Annotated in this window: 16 protein-coding genes and 1 pseudogene; 3 read left to right on the top strand and 14 right to left on the bottom strand. The window is 57.2% G+C overall.

The window, feature by feature from the left end:
* Positions 1-83: 83 nt before the first annotated feature.
* The 6 genes from PT275_RS01590 to PT275_RS01565 form a co-directional block, all read right to left on the bottom strand.
* Complete coding sequence (locus PT275_RS01590; protein WP_277151715.1) at positions 84-1,790, bottom strand: NAD+ synthase; 1,707 nt, start codon at positions 1,788-1,790, stop codon at positions 84-86.
* 160 nt (positions 1,791-1,950) lie between these two features.
* A complete protein-coding gene (locus PT275_RS01585; RefSeq protein WP_277151713.1) occupies positions 1,951-3,099 on the bottom strand; it encodes an amidohydrolase in 1,149 nt (382 codons plus the stop codon).
* A 177-nt stretch (positions 3,100-3,276) separates the two neighbouring features.
* A complete protein-coding gene (locus PT275_RS01580; protein WP_277151711.1) occupies positions 3,277-4,290 on the bottom strand; it encodes a MetQ/NlpA family ABC transporter substrate-binding protein in 1,014 nt (337 codons plus the stop codon).
* A 280-nt stretch (positions 4,291-4,570) separates the two neighbouring features.
* On the bottom strand, positions 4,571-5,209 hold the full coding sequence (locus PT275_RS01575; RefSeq protein ID WP_277153616.1) for a methionine ABC transporter permease: 639 nt from the start codon (positions 5,207-5,209) through the stop codon (positions 4,571-4,573).
* A 92-nt stretch (positions 5,210-5,301) separates the two neighbouring features.
* Positions 5,302-6,567, bottom strand: coding sequence for a methionine ABC transporter ATP-binding protein (locus PT275_RS01570; RefSeq protein WP_277151709.1), 1,266 nt, complete (start codon positions 6,565-6,567; stop codon positions 5,302-5,304).
* A gap of 97 nt (positions 6,568-6,664) precedes the next feature.
* Entirely contained in the window at positions 6,665-7,681 is a 1,017-nt protein-coding gene (locus PT275_RS01565) for a MetQ/NlpA family ABC transporter substrate-binding protein (protein WP_277151707.1), read from the bottom strand.
* 197 nt (positions 7,682-7,878) lie between these two features.
* On the opposite strand from PT275_RS01565, the gene PT275_RS01560 reads away from it, so the two are divergent.
* Positions 7,879-8,418, top strand: a complete 540-nt coding sequence (locus PT275_RS01560; RefSeq protein ID WP_277151705.1) for a peptidylprolyl isomerase — start codon at positions 7,879-7,881, stop codon at positions 8,416-8,418.
* Positions 8,419-8,668: 250 nt separating this feature from the next.
* Here the strand turns inward: PT275_RS01560 and PT275_RS01555 are convergent, their stop codons facing one another.
* Genes PT275_RS01555 through PT275_RS01545 form a run of 3 tightly spaced genes read right to left on the bottom strand, consistent with a single transcriptional unit; the run spans position 8,669 to position 11,818 of the window.
* Positions 8,669-10,993 (bottom strand): bifunctional (p)ppGpp synthetase/guanosine-3',5'-bis(diphosphate) 3'-pyrophosphohydrolase, encoded by a 2,325-nt coding sequence (locus PT275_RS01555; RefSeq protein ID WP_277153615.1) that lies wholly within the window; start codon positions 10,991-10,993, stop codon positions 8,669-8,671.
* A 55-nt stretch (positions 10,994-11,048) separates the two neighbouring features.
* Positions 11,049-11,528, bottom strand: coding sequence for a dUTP diphosphatase (gene dut, locus PT275_RS01550; protein ID WP_277151703.1), 480 nt, complete (start codon positions 11,526-11,528; stop codon positions 11,049-11,051).
* Positions 11,528-11,818, bottom strand: a complete 291-nt coding sequence (locus tag PT275_RS01545; protein ID WP_277151701.1) for a DUF4193 domain-containing protein — start codon at positions 11,816-11,818, stop codon at positions 11,528-11,530. Before PT275_RS01545 ends, dut begins: the two co-directional genes overlap by 1 nt.
* 177 nt (positions 11,819-11,995) lie before the next feature.
* Here PT275_RS01545 and sepH point away from each other — a divergent pair, with 177 nt between their 5' ends.
* A complete protein-coding gene (sepH, locus tag PT275_RS01540; RefSeq protein ID WP_277151699.1) occupies positions 11,996-13,252 on the top strand; it encodes a septation protein SepH in 1,257 nt (418 codons plus the stop codon).
* 150 nt (positions 13,253-13,402) lie between these two features.
* Here the strand turns inward: sepH and PT275_RS01535 are convergent, their stop codons facing one another.
* Positions 13,403-14,599 carry a nucleotide pyrophosphatase/phosphodiesterase family protein gene (locus tag PT275_RS01535; protein ID WP_277151697.1) on the bottom strand — a complete coding sequence of 399 codons (1,197 nt, stop codon included), beginning with the start codon at positions 14,597-14,599 and terminating at the stop codon, positions 13,403-13,405.
* Positions 14,600-14,869: 270 nt separating this feature from the next.
* Here PT275_RS01535 and PT275_RS01530 point away from each other — a divergent pair, with 270 nt between their 5' ends.
* Complete coding sequence (locus PT275_RS01530) at positions 14,870-17,608, top strand: DNA topoisomerase IV subunit A (protein WP_277151695.1); 2,739 nt, start codon at positions 14,870-14,872, stop codon at positions 17,606-17,608.
* A gap of 126 nt (positions 17,609-17,734) precedes the next feature.
* Here the strand turns inward: PT275_RS01530 and PT275_RS01525 are convergent, their stop codons facing one another.
* From PT275_RS01525 to PT275_RS01510, 4 genes and pseudogenes are all read right to left on the bottom strand, one after another.
* Positions 17,735-18,919: an MFS transporter gene (locus tag PT275_RS01525; RefSeq protein ID WP_277151693.1), complete on the bottom strand. Its 1,185-nt coding sequence runs from the start codon at positions 18,917-18,919 to the stop codon at positions 17,735-17,737.
* Positions 18,909-19,142: a hypothetical protein gene (locus tag PT275_RS01520; RefSeq protein ID WP_277151689.1), complete on the bottom strand. Its 234-nt coding sequence runs from the start codon at positions 19,140-19,142 to the stop codon at positions 18,909-18,911. The genes PT275_RS01525 and PT275_RS01520 overlap by 11 nt, the downstream gene beginning before the upstream one ends.
* A 1,969-nt stretch (positions 19,143-21,111) precedes the next feature.
* Positions 21,112-24,816: pseudogene (locus PT275_RS01515) on the bottom strand (DEAD/DEAH box helicase); the annotation flags it as partial.
* Between the two features lie 40 nt (positions 24,817-24,856).
* The gene (locus tag PT275_RS01510; protein ID WP_277151686.1) at positions 24,857-26,170 is read right to left on the bottom strand and encodes an MFS transporter; all 1,314 of its coding nucleotides are present in this window, start codon (positions 26,168-26,170) and stop codon (positions 24,857-24,859) included.
* Positions 26,171-26,377 lie beyond the last annotated feature (207 nt).

Here is a 26,377-nt window from a genome sequence, read left to right as displayed (position 1 = left end):
CCCCTCTTCATGGATATCGGCCCTTCAACTGTAACCCAAATCGGTGCCGTTCTTTTTCTCTCTTCCCAAAGCGTACGCTTCCGCTACTCTCGGAAGGCGCTGGTCACCGGCAGACGACGGTCGCGGCCGAACGCCAGCGAAGTCACCTTCGGGCCGAGCGGGTACTGGCGGCGCTTCCATTCAGCGCGGTCGACCAGGCGCATCACCGTGTCCACCGTCTTCTCGTCGAAGCCGTCCTTCAACAGGTCGGCGCGACCGTGAGCCTTTTCGATATAAGCCGCAAGGACTTTATCGAGCAGGGCATATTCGGGCAGCGAATCGGAATCCTTCTGACCAGGACGCAGCTCGGCGCTCGGCGCCTTTTCGATGCTGGCAACGGGAATCATCACACCGTCTTTAAGCGGTACGCCCGCTCCCCCGTTCTCATTGCCGACGATTTTCAGGCCGCCGACACCAACGCCGGCCGCTGCCGCACGGTTGCGCCACCGGGAAAGTTCCCAAACGCGGGTTTTCAAGAGGTCCTTGATCGGCGCATAGCCACCCACCGCGTCGCCGTAGATGGTGGAATAGCCGCAGGCGAGCTCGGACTTGTTGCCGGTGGCGAGCGCCAGCAGGTTCTTCGAATTGGAATAGGCCATGACGATGACGCCACGGATGCGCGCCTGCAGGTTCTCGGCCGCTACCCCTGTAAGATCAAGCTGGGTTTGGAAGGCCTTGAACAGCGGCTCGATGGGCTGGATATCGTAATGGGCTCCGATGTTGTGCGCCAAATCGGCGGCATCGTCCTTGGAACCGTCGGAGGAATACATGCTCGGCATGGATACGCCCTGCACGTTTGCACCACCCACGGCATCCGCCGCCATCGCCGCCACCAACGCGGAATCAATGCCGCCGGAAAGGCCCAGCACCACTGCGCCGAAATGGTTCTTGGCCATGTAATCCTTAAGGCCCAGGACACAAGCGGTGTACACCTCTTCGTCCGGGTCACGCGGCTCCGCAAGAGTGCCGACTTTCTGATGGGTAGCGGATGAATCGAAATCGAAATAACTCAGATTCTCAACGAACATCGGCGAACGCTCGATAAGTGTGCCGTCGGCATCGACCACGAAACTGCCGCCGTCGAAAATCAGATCGTCCTGGCCGCCGACCTGGTTGAGATAGATCAGAGGTGCATCGACCTCGCCGGCGCGGCGCTTGGCCAGATCCAAACGGGTGTGGGTCTTGCCTTCCTCGTACGGGGACCCGTTGATCGTAAGCAAAACGTCGATACCCTGGCCGGCCAGATCCGCCACTGGTCCGCCGTCCTGCCAGATATCCTCACAGATGGCCACACCGACCTTCACGCCATCGATGTCGAGAATGACGGACCGCTGGCCGGATTCGAAAATACGGAATTCGTCGAACACCCCGTAATTCGGCAGGAAGTGTTTGTCATACATCGACCATACCGAGCCCGAATGCAGCACCACCAAACGGTTGGTCGGTTTGCCATCGACGTCAGTGGCCGAGGAGGTTCCCACGGTTCCGACAACCACGTAAAGCCCGCCCAACCCTTCTTTTTCCAGCGTCTTCGCAAGTTCGTCGGCCTTGTTCGCCGCCGCTTTGCGGAATGTGGCACGAAAAGCCAGATCCTCGATCGGATAGCCGGTCAGCGTCATTTCGGGGAAAACGACGATTTGAGCGTGGTGCAGCGCGGCCATACGTGTGAATTGCAGGACAGTGGCGGCGTTGCCGTCGAGGTCTCCCACACAGGTGTCGATCTGGGCCAAAGCAAAACGAAGTTGAGTCATGCCTTCATCATATCCGCTTCGATGTCACTTTCACCCGATGCCAATAAAGAGAACGGACAATACCGTGTCTTTTCGCTATACGCCGCGCATAAAAAACCGCTCCACCTTAACAAAGGCAGGAGCGGCTATGAACGCAAATCAGCCGACGAAAGACGGGGAATCAGGCAAGTTCGCTTTCGACCCGCAGCAGCGCGTTGACCAGGAATTCCGCCGTGGGTTTGATGGCTTCGTCCAAGGCCACGAATTCGGGATTGTGGATACCATGGTGCCCCGGCTGGCCATTGGAACCGATTGAACCAAACACCAGCGGGCCCAGTTGCTGGAAGTCCGCGAAATCCTCGCCGCCCATCGACGTGATGACCGGTACGGAAGTTGCATAGCTCGGCACATCTTGCGCCACCGGACCTATCAGCGTTTCGTCGCTGACCAGCGGAACGGCAAGCTCATCCCATTTGATATCCACGGTGATGCCGTAAGCTGCGGCCGTGGATTCGACGATCTGACGGAAACGCCTGGTGACCAGATCATGGTCATCCTTATAGAAGTAGCGGACAGTTCCGAAGAATCCGGCGGTGTCGGGAATCACATTCCACACGTCGCCGCCGTGAACCTCCGTGATGGAAAGCACCACAGGCCTGAACGGATTGATGTTGCGGCTGACGACGGTCTGCAGCGAAAGGACCGTGGATGCGAGCGCCTCGATGGGACCGGTGCCGCAGTGCGGCTTGCCGGCATGGGTGCCATCGGCATGGAACGTGACGGCGAAGCTGACGCAACCGGCCATCATCGGATCCTTGCTCACCGCGATTTCGCCGGGCTTGTGGTCGGGGGTGTTGTGAGTGCCGATAAGGGCATCGACCTTGCCCAGAGCGCCGGTCTTGATGACGTACCGCGATCCTCTTCCGGTCTCTTCGGCAGGCTGGAAAAGAATGACGGCGGTGCCGGCAATACGGTCGCGATGCTCGGCCAGCCAGTAGGCGGCGGCAAGCAGACCGGTCATGTGGATGTCGTGGCCGCAACCATGCATCACGCCGGGGTTCTTGGAGGTGAACGGCAGACCGGAATGCTCATGGATGGGCAGGCCGTCGATATCCGCACGAAGCACGACCCGCGGTCCGGGCTTCTCTCCCTTGATCTGCGCCACCAATCCGGTCTCAAGCGGCGTGTCCAGGATTTCAATGCCGTGCGACGTCAGCTGGTCACGCAGGAATTTGGTCGTTCCATATTCTTTGAAACTGAGCTCGGGATACTGATGGAGATGATGCCTGACGGCGATCAAATCATCGGAAATCTCCACATGTTCCACCATAATGTAATACTCTTTTCTTTTCTGTTCCTCATTTAAGGATACCAACCGATTGCCTGAAACTCGGACGAGAACCACGACCGTCAAAAGCGGAAGTTGAAGGGCTTGTGGTGACTTTGGCAAGGGAACCCGCCGGGATTAGAAAACCTTACCGGCCTTTTCATTTACGTATTCCAAGCCTCACGCCTCTTGCGACTTGCGCATGTCGCTTTCGACGTCGCCCAGGAATCCGCGGAGCTGGGAACCGCTATATTGGTCGGCGAAGACGCAGGTGCCTTTGGACTTCTGCTGCAGAGCGGCCTTGAACTCCTTGGTATGGGCTATGCCTGCGAGCTTGAGATAGAGCGGATTGTTGATATCCGCTTTCTTGACGATGAAGATGTTGATGTAGGGGCGGGCATGGTTGCTATGCGGATCGTCGCGGAAAATCGATTCGGAGGGTTTGAGCCCGGCGTCGGCGACAAAATCGTTGTTCATGATGCCGGCGGCAACATCCGGATCGTTGAGCGACTTGGGAACCTGGGCGCCTTTGACCGGCACGACTTTCACTTTGGAGGCGGACTCGTCAAGGTCAGCCTGCGAGGTGAATGGGGTCCACGGGTGCTTCAGCTTGATGAGTTTGGCTTGGTCAAGCACACCCAGAGCACGCGAAAGATTCGTCTCGTCGTTGGGAACAGGAATGCTGGATCCGGCGGGAATCTGTGAAACGTCCTTGTATTTGGTCGAATACATCCCCAGCGGGAAGACGCCGGTGGCTCCGATGGGCTGCAGGTCCTTGTGGTTCTTCACGTTGTAATTGGCAAGCAACAGGATGTGCTGCGATTCGTTCATGTCAAGACTGCCGGAATCCACTGCAGGATCCTCGGAGGTGTAATCCTGGAAATCGACCAGCTGGACTGAAATGCCAAGCTTTTGCGCCTGCTGCTTGAAAACCACCCAATCGGGGTTGGTCACTCCCACCACGCCGATCTTCACTGGATTGGCAGGCGTACCTTTCGCCGCGCTTGCCTTTTTGGCGGCGAAACCGCGGTAACCGAAGAAAGCGAGGGCGGCGAGCAGAACAACGACAACCACAGCGATGACGATATTCCGTTTCGTGTGATTGACGCGAACCGGTTCTTCTGGACCGAGGCCACCGGCCGACAGCGGACTGAGATCGGGGCCGGGTTGCGTATTCGGATTTGTTGATGACATAATGTTCCCTTATTGGTTTGGTGATTGTCTGATATGCGCTTGTGTCTTGAGGGCAAGAATACACGGCCAAAAGGCCTGAAAATATTGAAAAATCAAAAACAACTATCCGTATTCGTTATGACGCGTAGAAGAACCTCGCCGTTTAGGCAATTGCTCGGATCAGCAGGCCAAAAAATAGAAAAACGCCTGATTCCTGCTGTTGAAAGCAGGAATCAGGCGTCATGACCTTTGGTTTCCTCACTGAAGAAGTTTTGGCGAACCGCCGTAAAGAATCACTACACTACTTCTGACGCTTGAGGATGCGCTTGGCCAGCATGTTGGCGATGGCCTGTACGACCTGCACCAGCACAATCATGATGACGACAGCCGTCCACGTGACAACTGGATCGAACTTCTGGTAGCCGTAGGAAATCGCGAAATTACCGAGGCCGCCACCGCCGATGTAGCCGGCCATGGCCGACATGTCGAGAATCGAGATGAAGAGGAACGCGTAGGCCAGGATAAGCGGGCCCAAAGCCTCAGGAATGAGGACTGTGCGGATGATGGTGAACGTGGAGGCGCCCATGGAGCGCGCCGCCTCGATCACTCCCCTGTCAACCGGCACCAGATTCTGTTCGACAAGCCTTGACGTGGCAAACGTGGCCATGATGATCATCGGGAAAATCGCCGCCGCAGTACCGATTGAGGTGCCGACGACCTTCATGGTCAACGGCTGGATCGCCGCCAGGAAGATGATGAACGGGATGGGCCGCACGATGTTGACGATGATGTCAAGGATATGGTAGATCACGGAATTCTCGAAGAGATTGCCGGGTCTGGTGCCGTAAAGAACGACACCGAGAATCAGGCCCAGAATGCCGCCTACGACGAGAGTAATAAACACCATTTCCAGCGTTTGGGCGATGGATTGCAAGAGCATGGGTTTGAGGATCGACCAATCCTGGTCCGCTGCCAACGTAATGGTTCCCGTGACTTTTGCCCCAAATGAACCGGTGAGATTAAAGGTATTCATCAGGCCTGTTCCCCTTTCCCGTTTCCATTCGCATTCGTGGACCCGACCGCATCATCCGATTCATCGGCGTCATCGAGAATATCGCTGCCAACATCTGCCGCGCTTCCGGAGCCACCAGCACCGCCAACCGCTGTCGTGCGCGTCTTTGGCCCGGCAAGCGGTGTCGAAACCGCCATGTCATAATCAATCGGAGCCTGCGCGCTGCCAAAATCGAACACATCACTGTCGCGGGACAACTCCTGGAGGAACCCATCGATGAGCGATGCCTCCCCCGCCAACTCGTAGGTCATGGCACCGATCGCATAGCCGGTCACGGTATCGATGCCGCCGTAAATCAGGTTGGTGGATACCCCGTATTCGGCGATAAGCCCCGAAATGTTCTGGCCTGAGGACGGCACGATTGAATTGTCCAACTCGTTTTGCGCGTCTTTTTGGCGGATAAGCACAGTGACAATGCGGCCGGGCCATTGACGGTGCATGTCGACGACACGTTCGGGGTCGGGAATACCGGAAATCGCCGTGGCTATGAAACGCTTGGTGATCTCCTGCTTCGGCGCGGCGAAGACGCTGTAGGCGTCTCCGCGCTCGACCACACGGCCATTGCTCATCACGGCAATCCGGTTTGCGATTTTCTGCACAACATTCATCTGATGGGTGATCAGGACGATGGTCACCCCCAACTGCTGGTTGATCTGTCGCAACAGGTCGAGCACCTCCCCCGTGGTCTCGGGGTCGAGTGCGCTGGTCGCCTCGTCTGCCAGAAGGATTTCGGGGTTCGTGGCCAAGGCACGGGCGATGCCGACGCGCTGTTTTTGGCCACCGGAAAGCTGCGAGGGGTATTGGTTCGCATGCTCCTCAAGCCCGACGAATTTGAGCAACTGGTTGACGCGACGTTCCTGATAGTCCTTGCGCCAATGGTCGAGCACCAGCGGATAGGCGATGTTCTGCGCGACTGTTTTGGTGGAGAAAAGGTTGAACTGCTGGAAGATCATGCCGATCTTTCGTCGCAGCGGGCGTAGCCCGGATTCGTTAAGGGCGGTGATGTCCTGCCCCAGGACGCGCACCGATCCGGAGGTAGGGCGTTCCAGTGCATTGATCATGCGTACGAGCGTCGATTTGCCGGCGCCGGAGTACCCGATGATGCCGAAAACGTCACCTTTGTTGATGCTCAACGACACATCGTCGACGGCACGCATCGGTTTCTTTTTGTCTTTTGACTTGAATTCCTTGACCACATGGTCGAGTTCGATGATTGCCTCGCTCATATTCCTCGCTTTTCCTGTAGTTTCTGCCCGAATATGTACCGAACCGATTGGCCACGGACACAAGCCGCCAATCGGTCGGAAATACTATGAAACGATATTAATCCTTCGCTTTGGCGTCCTTTTCGACATCACGCAGGAAGCCCTGCAGCATTTCGGCGCTGTATTCGTCGGCCAAAGACGCGCTGTTATCCGATTTCTTCATGATGCCCGCCGCGACCTTCTTGGAGTGGAAGATCTTCACCAGCTTCAGATACGTGGGATTGTCAGCATCGGCCTTGCGGGCGACGAAAATGTTGATGTAGGGCCTGGCTTCTTTACTTTCCGCGCTGTCGTGGTAAATGGCGTCACTGGCCTTGAGCCCGGCGTCTTTGACATAGTCGTTGTTGATTACGCCGGCCGAGACCTGCGGATCTTTCAGTGAATTGGCGACCTGCTCGGCCTTGAGCGGAAGGACCTTCACCTTCGATGCGGCGGTGTCGATGTCGGCGGGAGTGGTGAACGCGGTCCACGGGTGGTTGAGCTTGATCAAACCCGCGGATTTGAGCACACCCAATGCGCGGGCCTGGTTGGTTTCGTCATTGGGAACGGGAACGGTGGTACCGGCCGGGATGTCTTTGACGTCCTTGTATTTGCTGGAATATATTCCAAGTGGATAGACGGCGACGCCACCGATGGGCTGCAAATCCTTGTGGTTCTTGACGTTGTAATCGGCGAGGTAAAGAATATGCTGGAACTCGTTCAAGTCAAGGTCTCCGGAGTCGAGCGCCGGATTTTCGGAAGTGTAGTCCTGGAAGTCCACGAGTTTGACGTAAATGCCCTGCTTTTGTGCTTCTTCCTTGAAAATCGGCCACTCGGGACTGGTGACACCGACCACGCCGATCTTGACGGGATTGGATTCGCTTCCTTTGGCGGCAGCCGACTTTTTGCCGGCAAACCCACGGTAGCCGAAGAAAGCGAGGACGACGACAAGCACCACGACCACGGCCGCGATGATGACGTTGCGCACGGTGTGGTTGACCCTGACCGGTTCCTGCGGACCTTGGAACCCGTCGACCGGCAAAGGTGCTTTCCCACTGGTATCGCCAGCGTTGTGCTGATCGTTGGCTTCTGCCATGTCTTCCCCTTATTTCGTTTGATGTGTAGTGGCTACCATACCTGCCCTTACGCTTTCGACACAACGCAAAAGCCGGAAAGACCTATTGACATTCGTTATAACCAGCGCATTAACGGGCGGAAATACAACGTTTTTCAACGTGTTGTATGCAATTGCGGATATGCCGCTCGTCCTAACACGGTGGGAAAATGAACCTTATGAGAAAAGTAATCATGCATACCACCGAGGGCGACATCGCCCTGAACCTCTTCGACGACAAGACGCAGGAAACCGTCAAGAATTTCCTTGGACTCGCCACCGGCGAAAAGGAGTGGACCGATCTCAAGACCGGCGAGAAGTCGCACAAGCCCTTCTATAACGGCCTGACCTTCCACCGCATCATCAAGGACTTCATGATCCAGGGAGGGTGCCCACTGGGCAACGGTACCGGCAACCCCGTCGACCCATTCGACGACGAGATTGTCGAAGACCTCAAATTCGACCAGCCCTATAGGCTCGCCATGGCCAACGCCGGACTACGCCGCGGAAGTGATGGCCAGATCCATGGCACCAACGGCTCGCAGTTCTTCATCACCACCGTGCCGACCCCGTGGCTCAACGGCCATCACACCATCTTCGGCGAGGTCGCTGATGACGCGGGCAAGTCCGTGGTCGACCGCCTGCAGAACCTGCCCACCGACAGCAACGACATGCCGTTGAAACCGCCCGTCATCACCTCCGTTGAGGTTGTGAAGTAGGCAGCAACCGTTTTCAAAGCAAACGCTATAAAGGCCCCTCGCCATTCGAGTTTCAATGGCGAGGGGCTTTCGTATACGCGCAGAAGTTTTGGCCCCGGCAGAACCACCTAAAAGTCAAAGATGCGACGAAAAGCACACAAAATCGCGCTTTATTATGCTTTTGGTCGCGTTTACAAACCAATGCGACGAAAAGCACACCTTTTCGTGCTTTTCGTCGCATCTTCAGTATTCCACCTCAGCGTGCATGACGCTACATCTTGCGCATGTGCGGAACCGCGGAATCCTTGGCACCGGTCAGGCGGTAGACATCGAACACACCGTCGATCTTGCGCACGGCGCTCAAAAGCGTGGCCATGTGCTGAGGGTCGGCCATCTCGAAGGAGAACTGGCTGGTGGCCACACGGTCGGAGCCGGTGGCGACAGTAGCGTTGATGATGTTGACGCCATGGTCGGAAAGCACTTGGGTCACATCGGTCAAGAGGTGCGGCCGGTCGAGCGCCTCCACCTGGATCTTGACCATGAACAGACCCTTGGCACTGGTCCAGGCCACCTCAACCACGCGGTCGGGCTGCTGCTTTTCAAGGTTCAGCATGTTCTGACAATCGGTGCGGTGCACCGAAACGCCCTCGTTCTTGGTGATGAAGCCAACGATCTTGTCACCGGGAACAGGCGTGCAGCAACGGGCCAGCTTGACCCATACGCCTTCCACGCCTTTGACCGAGATCCCGAGTTTGTTGGTGTCGCGGCGGCGTTCGACGTGCTTAAGCGGCAGCGCCTCCTGCTCGACATCCTCTTCGACCTCGTCCCGGCCGGCGTCCTTGACCAGACGCGAGATGACGTTCTGTGTGGAGACCTGCCCGTCACCGATGGCGGCAAATACGGCGTCTGCGTTGTCGAAGTTGAGCTCGTCGGCGATACCGACCAACGCCTGCGGGGTGAGGAGTGTAGCGACTGGAAGATTGCGCTTGCGCATGGCGCGCGTGAGCTCGTCCCGGCCTTCGTCGATAGCCTCGCTGCGGCGTTCCTTGCTGAACCACTGACGAATCTTGTTGCGTGCCTTCGGGCTTTTGACGAAGCTCAGCCAGTCGCGTGAAGGCCCTGCGGTTTCGGATTTGGAGGTCAGAACCTCGACAGTATCGCCGCTTTCCAGAACGGTGTCGAGCGGAACGAGACGGCCGTTGACGCGCGCACCCATGGTGCGGTGGCCGACTTCGGTATGCACCGCGTAGGCGAAATCGACCGGCGTGGCGTTGGCCGGCAACGAGATGATCTTGCCTTTCGGCGTGAAGACGTAGACTTCGGCACTGCCAAGATCTTCCTTGAGAGAGCCGAGGAATTCGTTGGAATCCGGCGTCTCGCTGGTCCAGTCGGCCAGCTGTTGGATCCATTTGAGGTTGTCGGCCTCGCTCAGGTCCTGGTTCTCTTCGCTTTCGCGCTTGCGGTCGCCCTTGTCCGGTTCGCTCAGCTTGCGCCCGGCCTGCCCGTTTTCCTTGTATTTCCAGTGGGCGGCGATGCCGAATTCGCTGCGTCGGTGCATGTCCCAGGTGCGGATCTGAATCTCGACGGGCTTGCCACCGGGGCCGACCACCGTGGTGTGCAGGCTCTGGTACATGTTCATCTTCGGCATGGCGATGTAGTCCTTGAACCTGCCGGGAATCGGGCTCCATCGGGCGTGGACGGCACCAAGCGCCGCATAGCAGTCCTGGATGGTGTCGACGATGATGCGCACACCGACCAGATCGTAGATGTTGGAGAAATCGTGGCCGCGCACGATCATCTTCTGATAGATCGAGAAGTAGTCCTTCGGACGGCCGGTGACAGTGGCCTTGATGTGCTGATCGGCGAGGTCCTCGTTGATCTCGCTGACAATCTGCTTCAAGTAGACGTCGCGCTGGCCGGCACGACGGTTGACGAGCACGACGATTTCGTTGTAGATCTTGGGATAAAGGACCTTGAAGCTCAGTTCCTCGAGCTCGGTTTTGATGGCGTTCATGCCGAGCCTGTTGGCCAAGGGCGCGTAGACATCGAGGGTCTCGCGGGCCTTGCGTTGGGCGTTGGATGGCTTGACATAGCGCCAGGTACGCGCGTTATGGAGGCGGTCGGCCAGTTTGACGACGAGTACACGCACGTCGCGGCTCATGGCGACCACCATCTTGCGGATGGTCTCGGCCTGCGCCGAATCGCCGACCTCCATGTTGGTAAGCTTGGTGACCCCGTCAACCAGGCCAGTGACGGTGTCGCCGAATTCCGCACGGCAATCATCAAGTGTGTAATCGGTGTCTTCTACCGTATCGTGCAAAAGACCGGCAGCGACCACCAATGATCCCATACCAAGATCGGCCAGAATCTGGGCCACGGCCAAAGGATGGATGATGTATGGTTCGCCGGAACGACGACGCTGGTTGCGATGTTGCCAAACAGCCCTGCGATAGGCACGCTCAAGGATGCTCAGGTCAGCATCGGGATGGTGCGCACGACAGACACGAACGATGGGCTGCAGCGGGTCAAGCGGATCGGTGCTGATCTCACAGCCCAGCATCCTTGCCGAATTGTTGTCCGAAACCGTATCGCCCATGCCCGCTCCCATCACCTTATGTGTACATTCTATCTGATTGAAGGACGGCCTGCTGCTATTTTCCAGCGATTCCCGTGGAACCGAATCCACTTTCCGCCCGATCGCTGCCCGGCAAAGTCGTAGCCGGCACGAACCGCGCCTCCACATAACGTTGGATGACCAGTTGCGCAATGCGGTCTCCGGCGTGCAAAACCGCCGTATGCTGCGAATCGAGATTGATCAGCGGCACCTTGATCTCGCCACGATAGCCCGCATCGATGGTGCCCGGCGCATTGAGCACCGTCAGCCCCATCTTCACAGCCAATCCGGAACGCGGGTGCACCAAGCCAACGTAGCCATTGGGCAAGGCGATGGAAACGCCTGTCGGCACCAAAGCACGTTCAAACGGCCTGAGCTCGATATCAATGGTTGATGTCAGATCGGCACCGGCATCGCCGGCATGGGCGTAGCGCAAAGCCGGCACATTGCCGTCGGAGTCCGCCTTGAGCAGCACCTCGACGTTTTCGGGTTCGTTGTAGCTTTCGGCGTAGGCCATCAGGCGGCACACTCCTTGCACACCGGACCGTTCGGGCCCATGTGGTCAAGCTGGCTGCGGTGCTTGACGAGGAAGCATTCCGAGCAGATGAACTCGTCACCCTGCATAGGGATAACGGTCACCGACGAATCCTCGTTGCTCAAATCCGCGCCGGGCAGCTCATAATCCTCGGCAATGGCGTTCTCGTCGTCATCGATGTCCTCGGCGGAATCCCTATTGCTTTTGCTCAATGCCTGAAGCGATTCTTCATCCTCGTCCTTGTTGCGGGGGGAATCATAATCCTGAGCCATCTCATGGTCCTTTCTTGTTGATTCACGGTATGCCCTACCGATGGCGTCCACGTCAAAAATGTGTTTTACGGGCAAAAGGATACACGATTTAGCAAATTCGTAAAGTACGACACGAGGGACATAATGGAATAAAGTGAGATTCTCGAGGTTTTATTGTTTGAGGAAAGTGGTGCTTGCATGCCAGTGAGTTCAGTTGCACAAGCCCGGTTCGACCATGTCGACGAGGACGGCGAACTGGTGTTCGTTTCGAGGGGATTGAAATTCCGTGTACCCGTCGACGACACGCTGGAGCATGCCATTCTCGAGGCACGCCAGATCAAAAGCGAGACCGATGAGGCGAGTAATCCCGGATTGGCGCAAACCCTACCGATTTCAAGCATTCAGGCACTTATTCGTGCCGGTGCGCAGCCTGAAAAAGTGGCTGAAAAATATGGGCTGAGCCAAGCCTTGGTCCGGCGCTTTTCGGCTCCCGTCGAGACCGAAAAGCAGTATGCCATCGAGCAGTTCCTTGCGGTTTCGGCGCCGAAAGGAAGCAAGGTCCACTCCGTCGAGGAGCTCATCGCGCGCACGCTGGCGGCCGCCAGAATCGGGATGGAATCGGTCAAGTGGAGTGCGACACGCCGGGGACGCGAACCATGGCTGATCACAGCGACATTCCGCACGCAGCGCAATCTTGTGCGCGCCGAGTGGACATGGAACATGCACGACAACACCGTGGAATGCCAGAACACCGTGGCACAGATACTGTTGGGTGAAAGGGAAACAGGCCAACATCCCAATCAGTCCGGCAACGCTCAGCAAACCATCACCAAACAGAACGCCGATTCGGTCGGGGCCAAAGAAAACGCCAATCAAAACGCTATTGCTTCAAGGCAATCATCATCAAGCAATGACAATCAGGACACCGAAGACTCGTCATTTGAAGCGAACCTTCCGTTGCCCGGCAATTCAGTGCGTTCGGCACGTATCGCCACCACAGTGGCCTCGATGCGAGAGCAAAGCGATAACGCCACGGCAACACGCGACGCAAACACTCAAGCCGATCAGTCATCCCAAAAGGGGGAGCCTGCAAGTTCCAACGACGGCGAATCCATCTCACTGCCGTATCCTGCTCCAATAACAACAGATGAGGCCGCTGCAGCCGATGCCTCGTCTTCGGCACCCTCGCAGACAGCGAACGTGCCGGTGGACGCCCTATCACTGCCGTTGGCAAACCGGACGTCCTCTGCTCAGTCGCAAATGTTCACTCCATTCAACGACACCTCCGACCAACACTCGGAAAACGACGGTTCCGACGCCCCCTCGACCGATAAGCAACAGAACGCTGCCAAGGGCGACGAAAAGGAACACGACGGGGAAGATCACAAACGGGGCAAACGCAAATCAGGTCGTTCCGCGGTACCCAGCTGGGATGAAATCCTGTTCGGCGAGTGAGCGTTAAACCAGGCTTGGTGCCGTTGCCTACTTTGATAGCAGACAACGGTTTCTTTTTATTTCAGCTTTAATCGTCTTATCCGCTGCAGCTGCGTCAAACGTTACCAGCACGGGCGCAAACGGATGCTCATGCAAATGAAACAACCCCGATCAGGCTACATCGATCAGGCAGGGAATCTCACGCTCCAGACGCGTCAATGAACCGTGAACACCAAGCAGGCCCATGGCTCCCTCGCTGTGCGTACGGGAATCGACAATCGTGGCGTTGCCTTTGGCACAAACGATGACATCACCGATCAATGGCCTGACACGCGCTTCGACACTACCGTAAAGACCGCGTTTGATCGCCTCGTCACGGGTGAAAATCTCCGCACGATCAGCCAGCTCTTCCCGCCAACGCACCGCCATGACATCGACATCGGCACCAGGTTGCGTATAAAGCATTGTCATACGAGGTTCACCGGCGACCAACGCGACGTCCCGTGTCAGATTCTCGTTAGCGGCGATGTCAATCTGGTTGCCGAAATCAACCTCGACCATGCCGTGGTCGGCGACGACGACCATCAACGTGCCTGGTTTGAGCCCCCTTCTCAACATCCGCAACTGTTCATCCGTGTTTTCCAGAGCCGTGGCCCACTCCTCGCTCATCGGCCCATAGTGATGCCCGGCTTTGTCGACATCATCCACATAGTAATACGTGATTCCGGGCTTGCCGGCTGCCTTGATGGCTGCGCGCACACGCAACTGCCTATGCTGCGAACCTTGGTATTCCGGGCCTCGCAAAGCGGCGCGGGTAAGGGACGAATGGGCAAATTTCGGCAAACCAACGCTGGTGACCCGCACACCGTTATCGACAAGACGCTCGAAAACCGTAGGCTGCCGCTGAAGGTCCTCAGGTTCAGGGGCACCGGCAAAGCTGATAAGCTGAGCCAATTCTCCCGTTTCCTCGTTGCGCTGGGTGAACCCGGTCATGCCTGTCATGCCGGGGCAGGTGCCGGTGCCGAAAGCGCCCATGACGATCGGCGTGGTGCTGGGGATGCAGGTTGCGATTGGTTTTGCATTCCGTTCCTGATTCATCAGGCCACGCAGATACGGAGCGTGACCGGCACGCATGGCCAGATTCCAGAAGCCCAAGCCGTCCACCAGAACAATAACCGCCGAATCGGTCTTCGGAAAGCCCAACGCGACCCTCGCGCCCTCCGGATCGGGATGAACGGACGTTGGCATCGGCTGACCGATGGCGGCACTCAACGCCGGAAGAACCGCGGAAATATGACGGCTGCTGCCGTACGCATCGATTTGGCGAAATTTCAGCAGTTCATCCATCGGCTCGACTTCAACACTCATGCCTCCATTCAATCACCGCACGCCGAAAAACCAGACTCGCAAAATTTTGCCTCATCAAAATTTTGTGAGCCAAACAAACAAAACTTCACATCCCTAATAACGGGAAACACCGATGATGCCAACGATTCTAAAATAATACGACACTTTTCAGACTCACAAAGTTTTACCTCTTTAAAAAAATGTGAGTCTGCCACGCAATTCAAGTCCTCGACGTGGGGAACCGGTATGATGAAGCGGATTGTCTTTTAGCAGATAGAGGTGCTTTTCAGTATGGCTCAACGTCGCAAAACGGCCAAACCAGCCTATGACCCGCACACGGTCAAGGAGAATATCATCGAAACGCCACTCGATGAGGAAATGAGCAAATCATTCCTTGAGTACGCCTATTCAGTGATTTACGCGCGAGCCCTGCCGGACGCGCGAGATGGTCTCAAACCGGTGCAGCGACGCATCATCTATCAGATGGGCCAGATGAACCTGACCCCCGACAAGCCCTATATGAAGTCCGCCCGCGCCGTCGGTGAGGTGATGGGCAAGCTGCACCCGCACGGCGACTCCTCCATCTACGAGGCCATGGTGCGCCTTGCCCAGCCGTTCGCGATGCGCCTGCCGCTGGTGGACGGGCACGGCAATTTCGGCTCGCTTGACGACGGACCAGCGGCCTCGCGTTATACCGAAGCACGGCTTGCGCCAGCGGCACTGGGGATGAATGCGAATATCGACGAGGATACCGTCGACTTCTCCCCCAACTACGACAACAAACTGAAGGAACCGGATGTGCTGCCGGCCGCGATCCCGAATTTGCTCGTCAACGGCGCCTCCGGCATCGCGGTGGGCATGGCCACCAACATGGCCACACACAACCTCGGCGAGGTGGTCGCCGCCGCGAAATACCTGATGAAGCATCCTGACGCCACGCTTGACGAACTGATGGACTACGTGCCAGGGCCGGATTGGCCGGGCGGCGGCATTATCATCGGGCGTGACGGTATCCGCGAAGCTTACGAAACCGGACGAGGCACGCTGACCACCCGTTCCGCCACCCATATCGAAAACGTGACCGCACGCAAGAAGGCCATCGTCGTCACCGAACTGCCGTTCATGGTCGGCCCCGAGCGTGTGCTCGAACGCATATCCGAAGGTGTGAAAAATCATCATATCGAAGGCGTTTCGGGCGCGATCGACTTGACGGATCGGCACAACGGCACGCGCATCGTCATCGAGATCAAAACCGGTTTCGACCCCAATGCCGTGCTTGCCCAGCTCTTCAAGAACACACCGCTGGAAGACAACTTCACCATGAACAACGTGGCGCTCGTCCACGGACGGCCGCACACCATGGGCTTAAAGGAAATGCTCGAGGTGTGGGTGGAGCACCGGCGCAACGTGATCCACCGTCGCAGCGAATACCGGCTGCACAAGGCACAGGAACGGCTGCACCTAGTCGAGGGCATGCTGCTTGCGATGGTCGACATCGACGAGGTTATCCAAGTCATTCGCACCTCCGACAACGCTGACGCTGCGAAGACGCGGTTGATTGCCGTCTTCGATCTGGACGATATCCAGGCGCAATACATTCTCGACCTGCGGCTGCGCAGACTCACCAAAATGAGCCGTATCGAGCTCGAAGCCGAACAGGACGACCTGAAACGGCAGATCGACGAGCTCAACGAAATCCTCGCTTCCGGTGAGCGGCTTGACGAAGTGATCATCTCCGAAATGAACGAGGCGGTGGAAAAATGGGGCGACCCGCGCCGCACGGTGCTGCTTGAACGCCATGAGGACGGCAGCCTGACACCGGTGCGTTCGCTGGCTTCGTCCGATTCTGCTGCTGACAATGCCAATCCGGATTCCTCCGCCTTGGCCGCCATCCGCGTGGAAAACACCGTTTCGCAGGCGGCACAGGACGTCGAAGCCGCAAAAAAGGCAAAGAAGGCCGGCAATGTCGAGGAAGCAACAGCGGCACTGCGGCTCGATGACGAGCCTTGTGCCGTGATGCTGAGCGCCACCGGACTCATCGCGCGCACTTCGCCGAGCGCGGTCGATCTTTGGCAGACGCGCGAGGCAAATGGCAAGCGTGCGCACGACGACCAGATCGTCTCCATTTTCGCCAGCACGACGCTTTCCAGCTATGGTCTGATTACTTCTGCCGGACGCTTGGTCTTGGCCCATATTGCTGATCTGCCATCGCTGCAGGCCAGCGAGAGCCTCAGCGTTTCCGGTGGCGTCAGCGCCGACGAACTGCTCGGCATGACCACCAGCACCGATTCGGTCCCTAGCGAACACGTTGTGGCGGCGATTGCCATGGGCGATGGTTCCGGAAAGACCGAATCCGCCGACTCGGGAGACAGTAATACTTCTAGCACCGACAGCACCACTACCCCGCTGGCCATCGGCACCCGCAACGGCATCGTCAAGCGCTGGAACCGCGAATCGCCCAGCACCATGGATTCCTGGCCGGTCATTGACCTGAAGGACGGGGATGCCGTCATATTCGCCGCACCCGCGGCCGACGACGACCGTATCGTCTTCATTTCCTCCGATTCCTCATTGCTGACCTTCGAAGCCAATGTGGTGCGCCCGCAAGGCCGCACCGCGGGTGGTATGAACGGCATCAGGCTTGCCGAAGGACAGCATGTCGTGGCCTTCAATGTGGTGCCGGCCGGCAAAATCGCCTGGACCTACGACGAAGGCGAAAACGGCCTGTATTCGGCCTCAGGAGCCGTCGTGCTCACCGTTGCCGGCGATGACGCAGCACTGCCCGGCACCGAGACCGGAGCGGCCAAGGTAACCCCATTGGAAATGTACCCGACCAAGGGACGCGGCACCGGCGGCGTGCGTTCGCAGCGCTTCCTCAAAGGCCAGAACACCCTGACCAGAGCTGCCATCGGCACCTATCCGCTCTACGCCAGCACATCTGGCGGAGCGCCCGTCGAGCTGCCCAAGCCGGACATGCGCCGCGACGCCTCCGGCGTCGATCTCCCTGCGCCGATCGAGTACGTGGCATAAAGATGGACTAATTATTCATATGGCCGCAATCTGTAATCCACATTCAGATTGCGGTCATATTGTTTTATCTAAGCACTTACGTCATACAACTATTGCATTACACTTATATTCGAACAGGGAAAATCCTCATAATGAAGGCTCCTTCTTTTTGAACAACACAATCAGCAACAACGAACAGGCCACGAGAGGCAGGCAGAGAAGCGGCACTCCGAAAATCCCGTGACACACCTTGATAAGCCATCCACCAACCCATGAACCCACCAACGACGCGATGCCGGAAAAAGTGCCGGTCCATCCATATGCACGCCCCAACATAGAACTCGCCGCACGGATCTTCCCCGTCAACAGGTCAAGTGTCGGACTGATCAACAGCTCCGAAAGGCTGAACGACAAGGCGAAAACCACGACCTGCAACGCACCGATCGGAACCAGCAGGACACCGAATGCACACACAAAGCTAGCGAATCCCAAAAACAGAATCGTCGTGTCCTTGACTTTGCCGAGCGCATGGACAAGCAAGGGATATTGCAAAAGAAGGATGAAGACCGCATTGCCCATATACACCGCATTGGAGGCGGTCTGCGTATGGAACCCCGCGTAGGAACCGATGGGCACTACCAGCGACCACTGCGCATAGACGGTCCAGTAGATAAAAGTCAACACCAGCAGAATCGGGAAGGCACTATCGCGGCCGAACAGCTTCCGGCCCTGCTCACGCAGGTCTTGCGCAACTGTTGAACCCTTGGATGCCGTACGCGATTCCTCCTCCGGCGGACTGAATCTCAGCAAGGTCATCAGCAGTGCAAGAACGGCATACAGTGCAATCGATATCAGTACCAGACGTCTGAATCCCAACAGCGCAAAGAGACCCGCGCCGACCGCTGGGCCCACCAATGCGCCAGAGTTCACGGCCATCGACCGCAAGGTCACCATCCTACGCGATGTGGCGCGGCGCATCAGTTCCGTCTTGACCGCCAGACTGGCACTACTGCTTCCCAACGATGCCGCCGCGGAACATACCAGATAAACAGGCAACGTGGCGTCGGTGGCGAACACGGCCAACCCGCAGGCACGCAATGCAAGACCGGCGACCGCTATGGGCTTTGCACCGGTTCTCGACATGACCTGTCCGCAGGCCGACGAACACAACGGGCCGACCCCGGACAGCACACCAAGGATAAGGCCGGCATTGGCGGCATCGAATCCCTGTTTCAACAACTGGACGGTCAGCAATGGATAAAGCATATAGGTCGTCATTCCGGTGACCACGACGACAAGCAGCAGCGAATAACCGCGATCCTCACTCGTCATCAGTATCAACCCCGACTGTTTGGGCAACCGAAATTACCCTATTGTGCGCCAGAGCGACATTGGGGCCACATGCAAATGAATTTTCTACTCGCAAGCGGTAAGTTCCAATGTCTGGATTCTTTGCCAATACTTCCAAACGAGGATTGCTTGCAGCAGCATTAGTTAACTTGCCCAAACAGGACATGATTTTGATAGAAGGCAGAATTACCGACACCTTAACCATCTTCTTCAATAGTATTACGGTGCCGTTTACAGTACATACACCACCAGTTGCATGTACCAGAATGATGTCAATGACATTATCACAGACTCAATAAATATTCAATTCTGCCTATTTTATCTTGCCTGTCGTTATCCATTTATGATTACCGATAGAGCTTCATTCCCTGCGGGGACGGGGTGAAGCCGGCGGTGCGCAATAGCTGCGTGTAGTGATTCAAAGCGGTTAACGGTTCGCCATTGACATCGCGGAAGGTGACACTGCCACGTTTGTTTCCGGTTCGCCGGCCTGACTCGTACTGCGAGTGCAAGGTGTCGGCTAGCTGGGTGACGGCTCGTTGCAGCTCGAAATCAGTGGCCTTAAAACATAGCAGATGATGGCTGGAAGGAATGGCGTAGAGTATCGGCTTGCCCTCGATGAAGATGACGAGGGAACCGACCTTGCGCATGGGTTGCACGGGTTTTCTGCGCTTATGCATGGTCCCGACACTGGTATCGGCGAGCAGACTATCGTTCGACGAAACCGACGCCTTGCCTAAATCGCGTTTCCCTTCGTTTTCTGGTGAATTTCTCATCGCTTCAGCAGTGTCAATGTCGGCAGATTTGACAGCAGTCGAATCGTTCTCCTGATCGGTTTCGGCGCTGCCGTTTTGGGCGATACCAGCTAAACCGTCGGGCGTGTTTAATGACGGCCATGCGACGGCACCACCGGCAAGACTGGATGGATCCGCGGCATCCAACGCCACCGCCAGCGAGGCGTTCTGCACTCGCCACTGACGCAATCGGTCGATGGTGGTACGTTCGGCGAATTGGACCGCCGACAAGCCTTTCACAAATATGCCACGAACCAACGTGCCGGTGGCTTCCATCTGTTTCAAAACCGGATAGATATCAGAAAAACTTAAAGGTTCGGGATCCATATCCATCAATGGAGGCGCGATAACACCATAGCGGTCGATAAGCGTTTCGACCTGCGCGATGGCACGTTGTTCCGGCAGCACGCCCTGAGACTTCCGGACCGCCGACCACAGGCCAGCCAATGTCCCCGGCAATTGCGGCCGACGTTCGACTCGCGCGCGACCATAAAGACGATGACGGCTCAACGATGTTCTTGTATACGAACGACTGGCGGATCGTGCACTATTCCCGTTCTGCAGCAGGGCGCGAACCGGCGTGAACGACGAATTGGTCACCTTGCCCTGCCACACCAACGACCAAAGTTCCCGTTCGAAGCCCGAATCGCCGAGCGAAGACATACGGACCTCGCCGGTCAACGGATCCACGACCTCTTGCGGTTTCGAGCCTCCATTGGCACGCCAACGCTCCTCAAGCTGCTCGCCACGATAGAAACCACCCAGAGACAGCAGCGACATCATGCCATTTTCGGCCGAACCGTCTTCTCTTTTCGCAAATGTACTGAATTGAGCGGGTCGATTACCAGATTGAACACCAGTCGCAGGAATTTCCGGATATCGATTTTCTGCCAGTTGGCTATTGCCACTCCGTTCATCATCCATTCCCGCCGCCACCGACTGTGCAATTGTCTGCGAACCTGATTGCTCAGAGACTGAATCAGGATCGCCGACACCTGCGAGCAATGGCGAATCCGAAAGACAGAACGCTATTTTGCCCGGTTTCAACGATGCGCTCAGATTTTCGCTATCAGAAGCGGCATCTTTGGAACCCACCCAAACGACCTCGCCAGACGAAAGCAGTTCGTCAAGCAACGATGGGGTGAAATCCGGCACTCGGGCCGGGAATACCGACGATTCCCACATCGCGGCCGGTAACGGCATGCCTTCCAACTGCTCGATGACACGCAACAGACCATCCGCTCCGACAAATCGTGGCCAAGTAACTCGAGAACCTTCTGAAACTTCTCCGATTGAATCATTTTCCATCGAATCATCATCACCAGCTAGATAGCGACGATCGCCCGGTGCATGCGAAAAAGCACTGCTGCTGGCTTTCGCGCCGATTCCCTGCCGCACCATCAACCATGACTGATATGTTTCGGAACTTACAGGTTTCAGGGATTTGCGCGTCAGCGTCTGCGAGCGCGAACGGATGCGACGGAACACTTCGCGGTGGAGGTATTGCGGGCTGGGCAGATTCTTGATGAACTCGCCGGTCATCAGCACGCCGCGGGCTTTCAAGTCATCGAGCTCATGCACCACGGTGGCGGCGTCCAAGCCGAGTTCCTTCACGGCCTGATCCGCTGTGAACGGCCCATGCGTTTTGGCGAATCGCACCATTCTGCCGCTGACGTCATCAGGCTCCAGCTCATTCCAGAACTGCCGATGGCTCAGCTCTTCCTCGACCTGCTTGATGGCCTTCGGATCAAGCACATCGGCGATATGGCCACTGCCAAGAAGCTCTTCCAGGACTTCCGGATCCATTGCCAGAAGCGAGGCGCGACGCTCGGCCTGCGGCGAATCATATTCGTACATCACCGAGCCTACGAAGCCAAAAAGCAGGTTTTGCGCGAACGGTGACGAACTTTGCGTCTCGACATCTTTGACATCGATTGTGCCATCATCGATATCGGTCATGAGCCGCTTCAACGCGGGCAGATCGTAGACATCCTGCAGACATTCGCGAGCGGTTTCCAAGACCAGCGGGAAATTATGCTGGGTCTTGGCCGCAGCCAAGAGTTCCGAAGCCCGCAGACGCTGCTGCCACAACGGCACGCGCTTGCCGGGATTCATTCTCGGCATGTAGAGCGAGCGCGCCGCGCATTCGCGGAACCTGGTGGCGAAGAGCACCGAGTCGCCGATCTCCTCCTCCACATCCCGCAACAATTCGTCGGCATCGAACTGGAAAAGTTCGGCGGCACTCACGTGACTGTCCTGTTCGGGAAGGCGCACCACGATACCGTCGTCGGTGGCATACGTCTGACCGTCGAAACCGTACTTGCGCTTGAGCCGGTTAGTGACGGCGAGCGCCCACGGTTCGTGGACACGCCGGCCATACGGGGAATGCAGAATGATTCTCCAGTCGCCTTCCTCGTCCTGACAGCGTTCGATGACGATGGTCTTGTCGGTGGGCAATGCGCCTGTAGCAGCCTTCTGTTCGGCAAGCAATCGCGCCAAATTACTGCGTCCGTTGCCGTCCAAACCGTTGTCGCGCAAGCGCTTTTCAATAACAGCATCGAAATGCGGACCAGCAGTGCCGTTCCAGTGAGCTTTGTCAGCACGCTTTGAATCGTGGGAATCCGGCGAGCTAGCGACATCTGACGAAACATCAGTAGAAAATGGCTCGGCATTGTTATTATCGGATTGTGATATAACCACAGCCGGAATTGAAGCCGGTATCAGGCCGTTGCTGATCTCACGAACGAACGCACCCAGCAACGCTCCGAATCCCGCATCGCGTCCGGGCCCTTCCCCGTGCCAGAACGGCAGCCGCGCAGTACGGCCAGGAGCCGGGGTGACCACCACGCGATCGTTGGTGATCTCGTCAATCTGCCACGTCGAAGTGCCAAGCGTGATGACATCGCCGACGCGGGACTCGTAGACCATCTCCTCGTCCAGCTCCCCCACTTTCTTTCGGCCTGAACCGGCATCGGCTTCGGGCAGGACGACGGTGTAGGTGCCGCGGTCGGGAATGGTGCCGCCGCTGGTGACGGCCAAACGCTGTGCTCCGGGACGGGCGGAGATGATACCTTGCTCGGTATTGAGTTGCAGCGGTGGACGGAAAGCCGAGAATTCCTCAGAATTGTAGGCACCGGTAAGCATGCCGATGACGTTGTCGAACATGTCTCGCGAAAGCGTGGCGAACGGCGCGGTGCGACGCACGGCCGCATACCAATCATCGGTTTTGAGGTCGTCCATCGCCACCGCGGCGACCGTCTGCTGGGCGAGAATATCCAGCGGGTTATGGCGAACGGCCAAAGGCTCAATTTCGCTGCGTCTCATGCTTTCCACGGTCGCAGTGGAGGTAATCAGTTCCTGACGGGTCAGCGGATAGAACAGCGCATGCGAGATACCGCCGACGCGATGGTCGGCCCTGCCGACGCGTTGCAGGCCGGACGAAACGGACAACGGAGGCGCGACCTGGATGACCATGTCGACCGAACCCATATCGATTCCGAGCTCGAGGCTGCTGGTGGCGACCACGCAGCGCAGACGGCCGTGTTTCAGGTCGTCCTCGATGACCTTGCGCCGTTCCTTGGAGACGGACCCGTGGTGGGCCATGGCGATAGTCTCGTTTTTCGGATGCGAGCCGACCAGGGACGTGGAGGAACCGACGACGGAATCGTAATGTTTGCCGTCGCCATAGGAACGGTTATTAACTTCGACACCACATTCGGTTTCGGCGTACAGGTCGTTGATACGAGCGGTCAATCTTTCGGCCAGTCCGCGTGAATTGACGAACACCAGCGTGCTGTGATGGCTCAAAATCTCGTCGAGAATGCTGCGTTCGACCGCCGGCCAGATGGAGTGCGAGGCGGAGGAAGTGGATGAGGAATAGTCGCCGTGCCTGGACGATAGCGTATCGGTATTACCGATTCTGGTGCCACTATCCAAAGCAGCAGATCCCGACCCTGAAACGGGTTTCAACGTCTCGAATTGTCCCAATCTCTCCGGATCTTCAGCATTTGACGTATCGAGGCCCAGACCTGAAACAGGCTTCGAATTCACGCTCTGGTCGAATCTACCGAAATTGCCGGAAACCTCGGCATACGTTCCCGCATCGTGATGTTGGCCTAGTTGCGTCCTCGAATCACCACTTGCCGAATTTTTACGGGCCTCGGCCAAGGCGCGCATGACGGGACTGACGCCGCTGATATGGCGGGAATCGTGGCGTTCGGCGTTGCGTCCCGGTTTCCCTTTTCCCGCGCCGGTTCCACCAATATGGAAACCACCTTCGTCATCGGACGCCGTGCCCAGCGCACCCATGTCCGCGACGGGCTCCACGATTTTCAAGTCCATGTGCACCGGATCGGTGGCGTCGACAATGGTGACCGGCTGGTCACCACCCAGGAAGAACGCCGCTTCCTTGGGCGGATTGACCGTGGCCGAAAGCCCGATACGCTGTACCTTTCGGCCGGTGAGCAAATCAAGCCGTTCCAGACTCAATGCCAGATGCGCCCCGCGTTTGGTGGCGGCGAGCGCATGAACCTCGTCGACGATTACGGTTTCGACGCCTTTGAGGATGCGTCGGGCTTTCGATGTCAGGAGCAGATACAGCGACTCGGGAGTGGTAATCAAAATGTCCGGCGGATGCGCGGCGATGCGGCGACGTTCCTTGGCTGTGGTGTCCCCGGAACGAATTGCCACGTCGATATCTGGCGGCCTCAAACCTTGCGTAACGCACTCGGCCGCTATACCTTCCAGCGGAACCCTCAGGTTGCGTTCGACGTCGGCTCCCAGCGCCTTCAACGGCGAAATATAGAGCACCTTGACACCGAGTTTATGAGATTTGTCTGCCTTGCCGACTTTTTTCGATTTAGCCGTAGATTCATCACGTTGAGTCGATGGCTCCCCGATCAACCCGTCGATGGCGGAAAGAAACGCGGCCAAGGTCTTGCCGGAACCGGTGGGCGCGACCACCAAGACGTTTTCCCCGGACTTGATATGCGGCCAGGCCTCCTGCTGGGCATCCGTGGGGGCGGAGAACGCATGACTGAACCACGCCGCGGTGGGCGACGAGAACAAATCCAGACATTCGTACATATGTTCGATTATCGCAACGCCTCAAGACGTTGCACAACCGTCATACCCTCGCCTGACGCACCTTGTGACGCAATGTTTCATGCATGACAATCATGACAACCAGAAACACCAGCAAATACCATGGGTAAAGCACGATGGAAATATGCTGGGCAATCAGCCCGAACAATGGCGGCATCAGCATGGAACCAGTGTAGGCACAGGCCATCTGCACCCCGACAATCGCCTGCGAACGCTCAACACCGAAATAATCGGGGGTGGAATGGATGACACAAGGATAAATCGGCGCGCAACCCAGTCCGATGAGCACCAATCCCACTACAGTGGTGACATAGCCGGGCAATGGCAGCACCATGACGACAATGCCGAGCAACAGCACGGACTGGCCGATGCGAATCATCGTCGGGTCGTCGAAGCGAATCGTCAGGAACCCGCTCAACCCACGTCCTATGGTGATGCCGAGATAGAAGAGGCTGGCCAGGGATGCCGCGACAACTTTGCTCAGGCCATTGTGGTCGACCATATAGCTCGAAGCCCACAGCCCGGAGGTGGTCTCTATAGCGGAATAACAGAAAAACATCAGCAGTATCTCTTTGGCGCCGTGGATGGCGAGAACGCCGCGAAGTCCTAAAGGCTTGGGCTTGGCGGGAGTCGGTTCGGATTTGCCCGTGGAAACCTGTGCGTCGGCAATGCCGCTATCCTGGCCTTCCGCAGTGGCTGCCGCGCCGCCCTTAGTCGCATCAGAAGATCCGGCGACATTGGCAACGACGGTATCGTCATCCGTTTTGGCTGCGCCTGCGCCCGTCAACTTGCGTTCCTTCCATAACGGCAAAGACAGCACTATGACCACAGTGAGCACGACTTGGATGATGGAAATGTAGCGATAACCCCACGGCCAACCCTGCCCGTTGGAAAGTGCGAAGCCCATGATGTAGGGGCCGACGGAGGCGCCGATGCCCCACATGCAGTGCAGCCAGCTCATATGACGGCTGGCATAGTGGATGGCGACATAGTTGTTGAGTGCTGCGTCCACGCCACCGGCCCCCAGGCCGTAGGGAATCGCGATCAGGGCAAGCACCCAGTAATTGGGAGCCACGGAGAAGCCGAAAAGTGCCACCGCGGTGAGTCCCACTGAAGCGGCGGTCAATTTCCCGGTGCCGAAACGCAATGTCATGCGGTCGGAAAGCAGGGACGAGACGATGGTGCCCGCCGAAATGATCATCGAGATGCCGCCGACCCAGGAAAGCGGCACGCCCATCTGCGGACGCATGCTCGGCCATGCGGCGCCAAGCAACGAATCGGGCAGACCCAGCGAAATAAACGCCAGATAAATGACGGCCAATAACAGATTGGTCACGATAGCTCCTTTGGATCATGACAACGATCCAGACAACGACAACCCCACCGCCCAAATCGAAGACAACGTTGTCATTCTCTCATAACGGTAGGGACGAAAACCAAGAAGCGAAACACGGTTACCCTATGGTATGGAACGTCTGCAGAACCAAGAAAATCAATAATCACGCGAACCGCGCACTATATAAACCGGTGATCTCAATCTGTA

This window comes from Bifidobacterium sp. ESL0745 (assembly GCF_029433335.1).
Lineage (GTDB): Bacteria > Actinomycetota > Actinomycetes > Actinomycetales > Bifidobacteriaceae > Bifidobacterium.
This window is presented reverse-complemented; position numbering and strand designations above follow the sequence as displayed.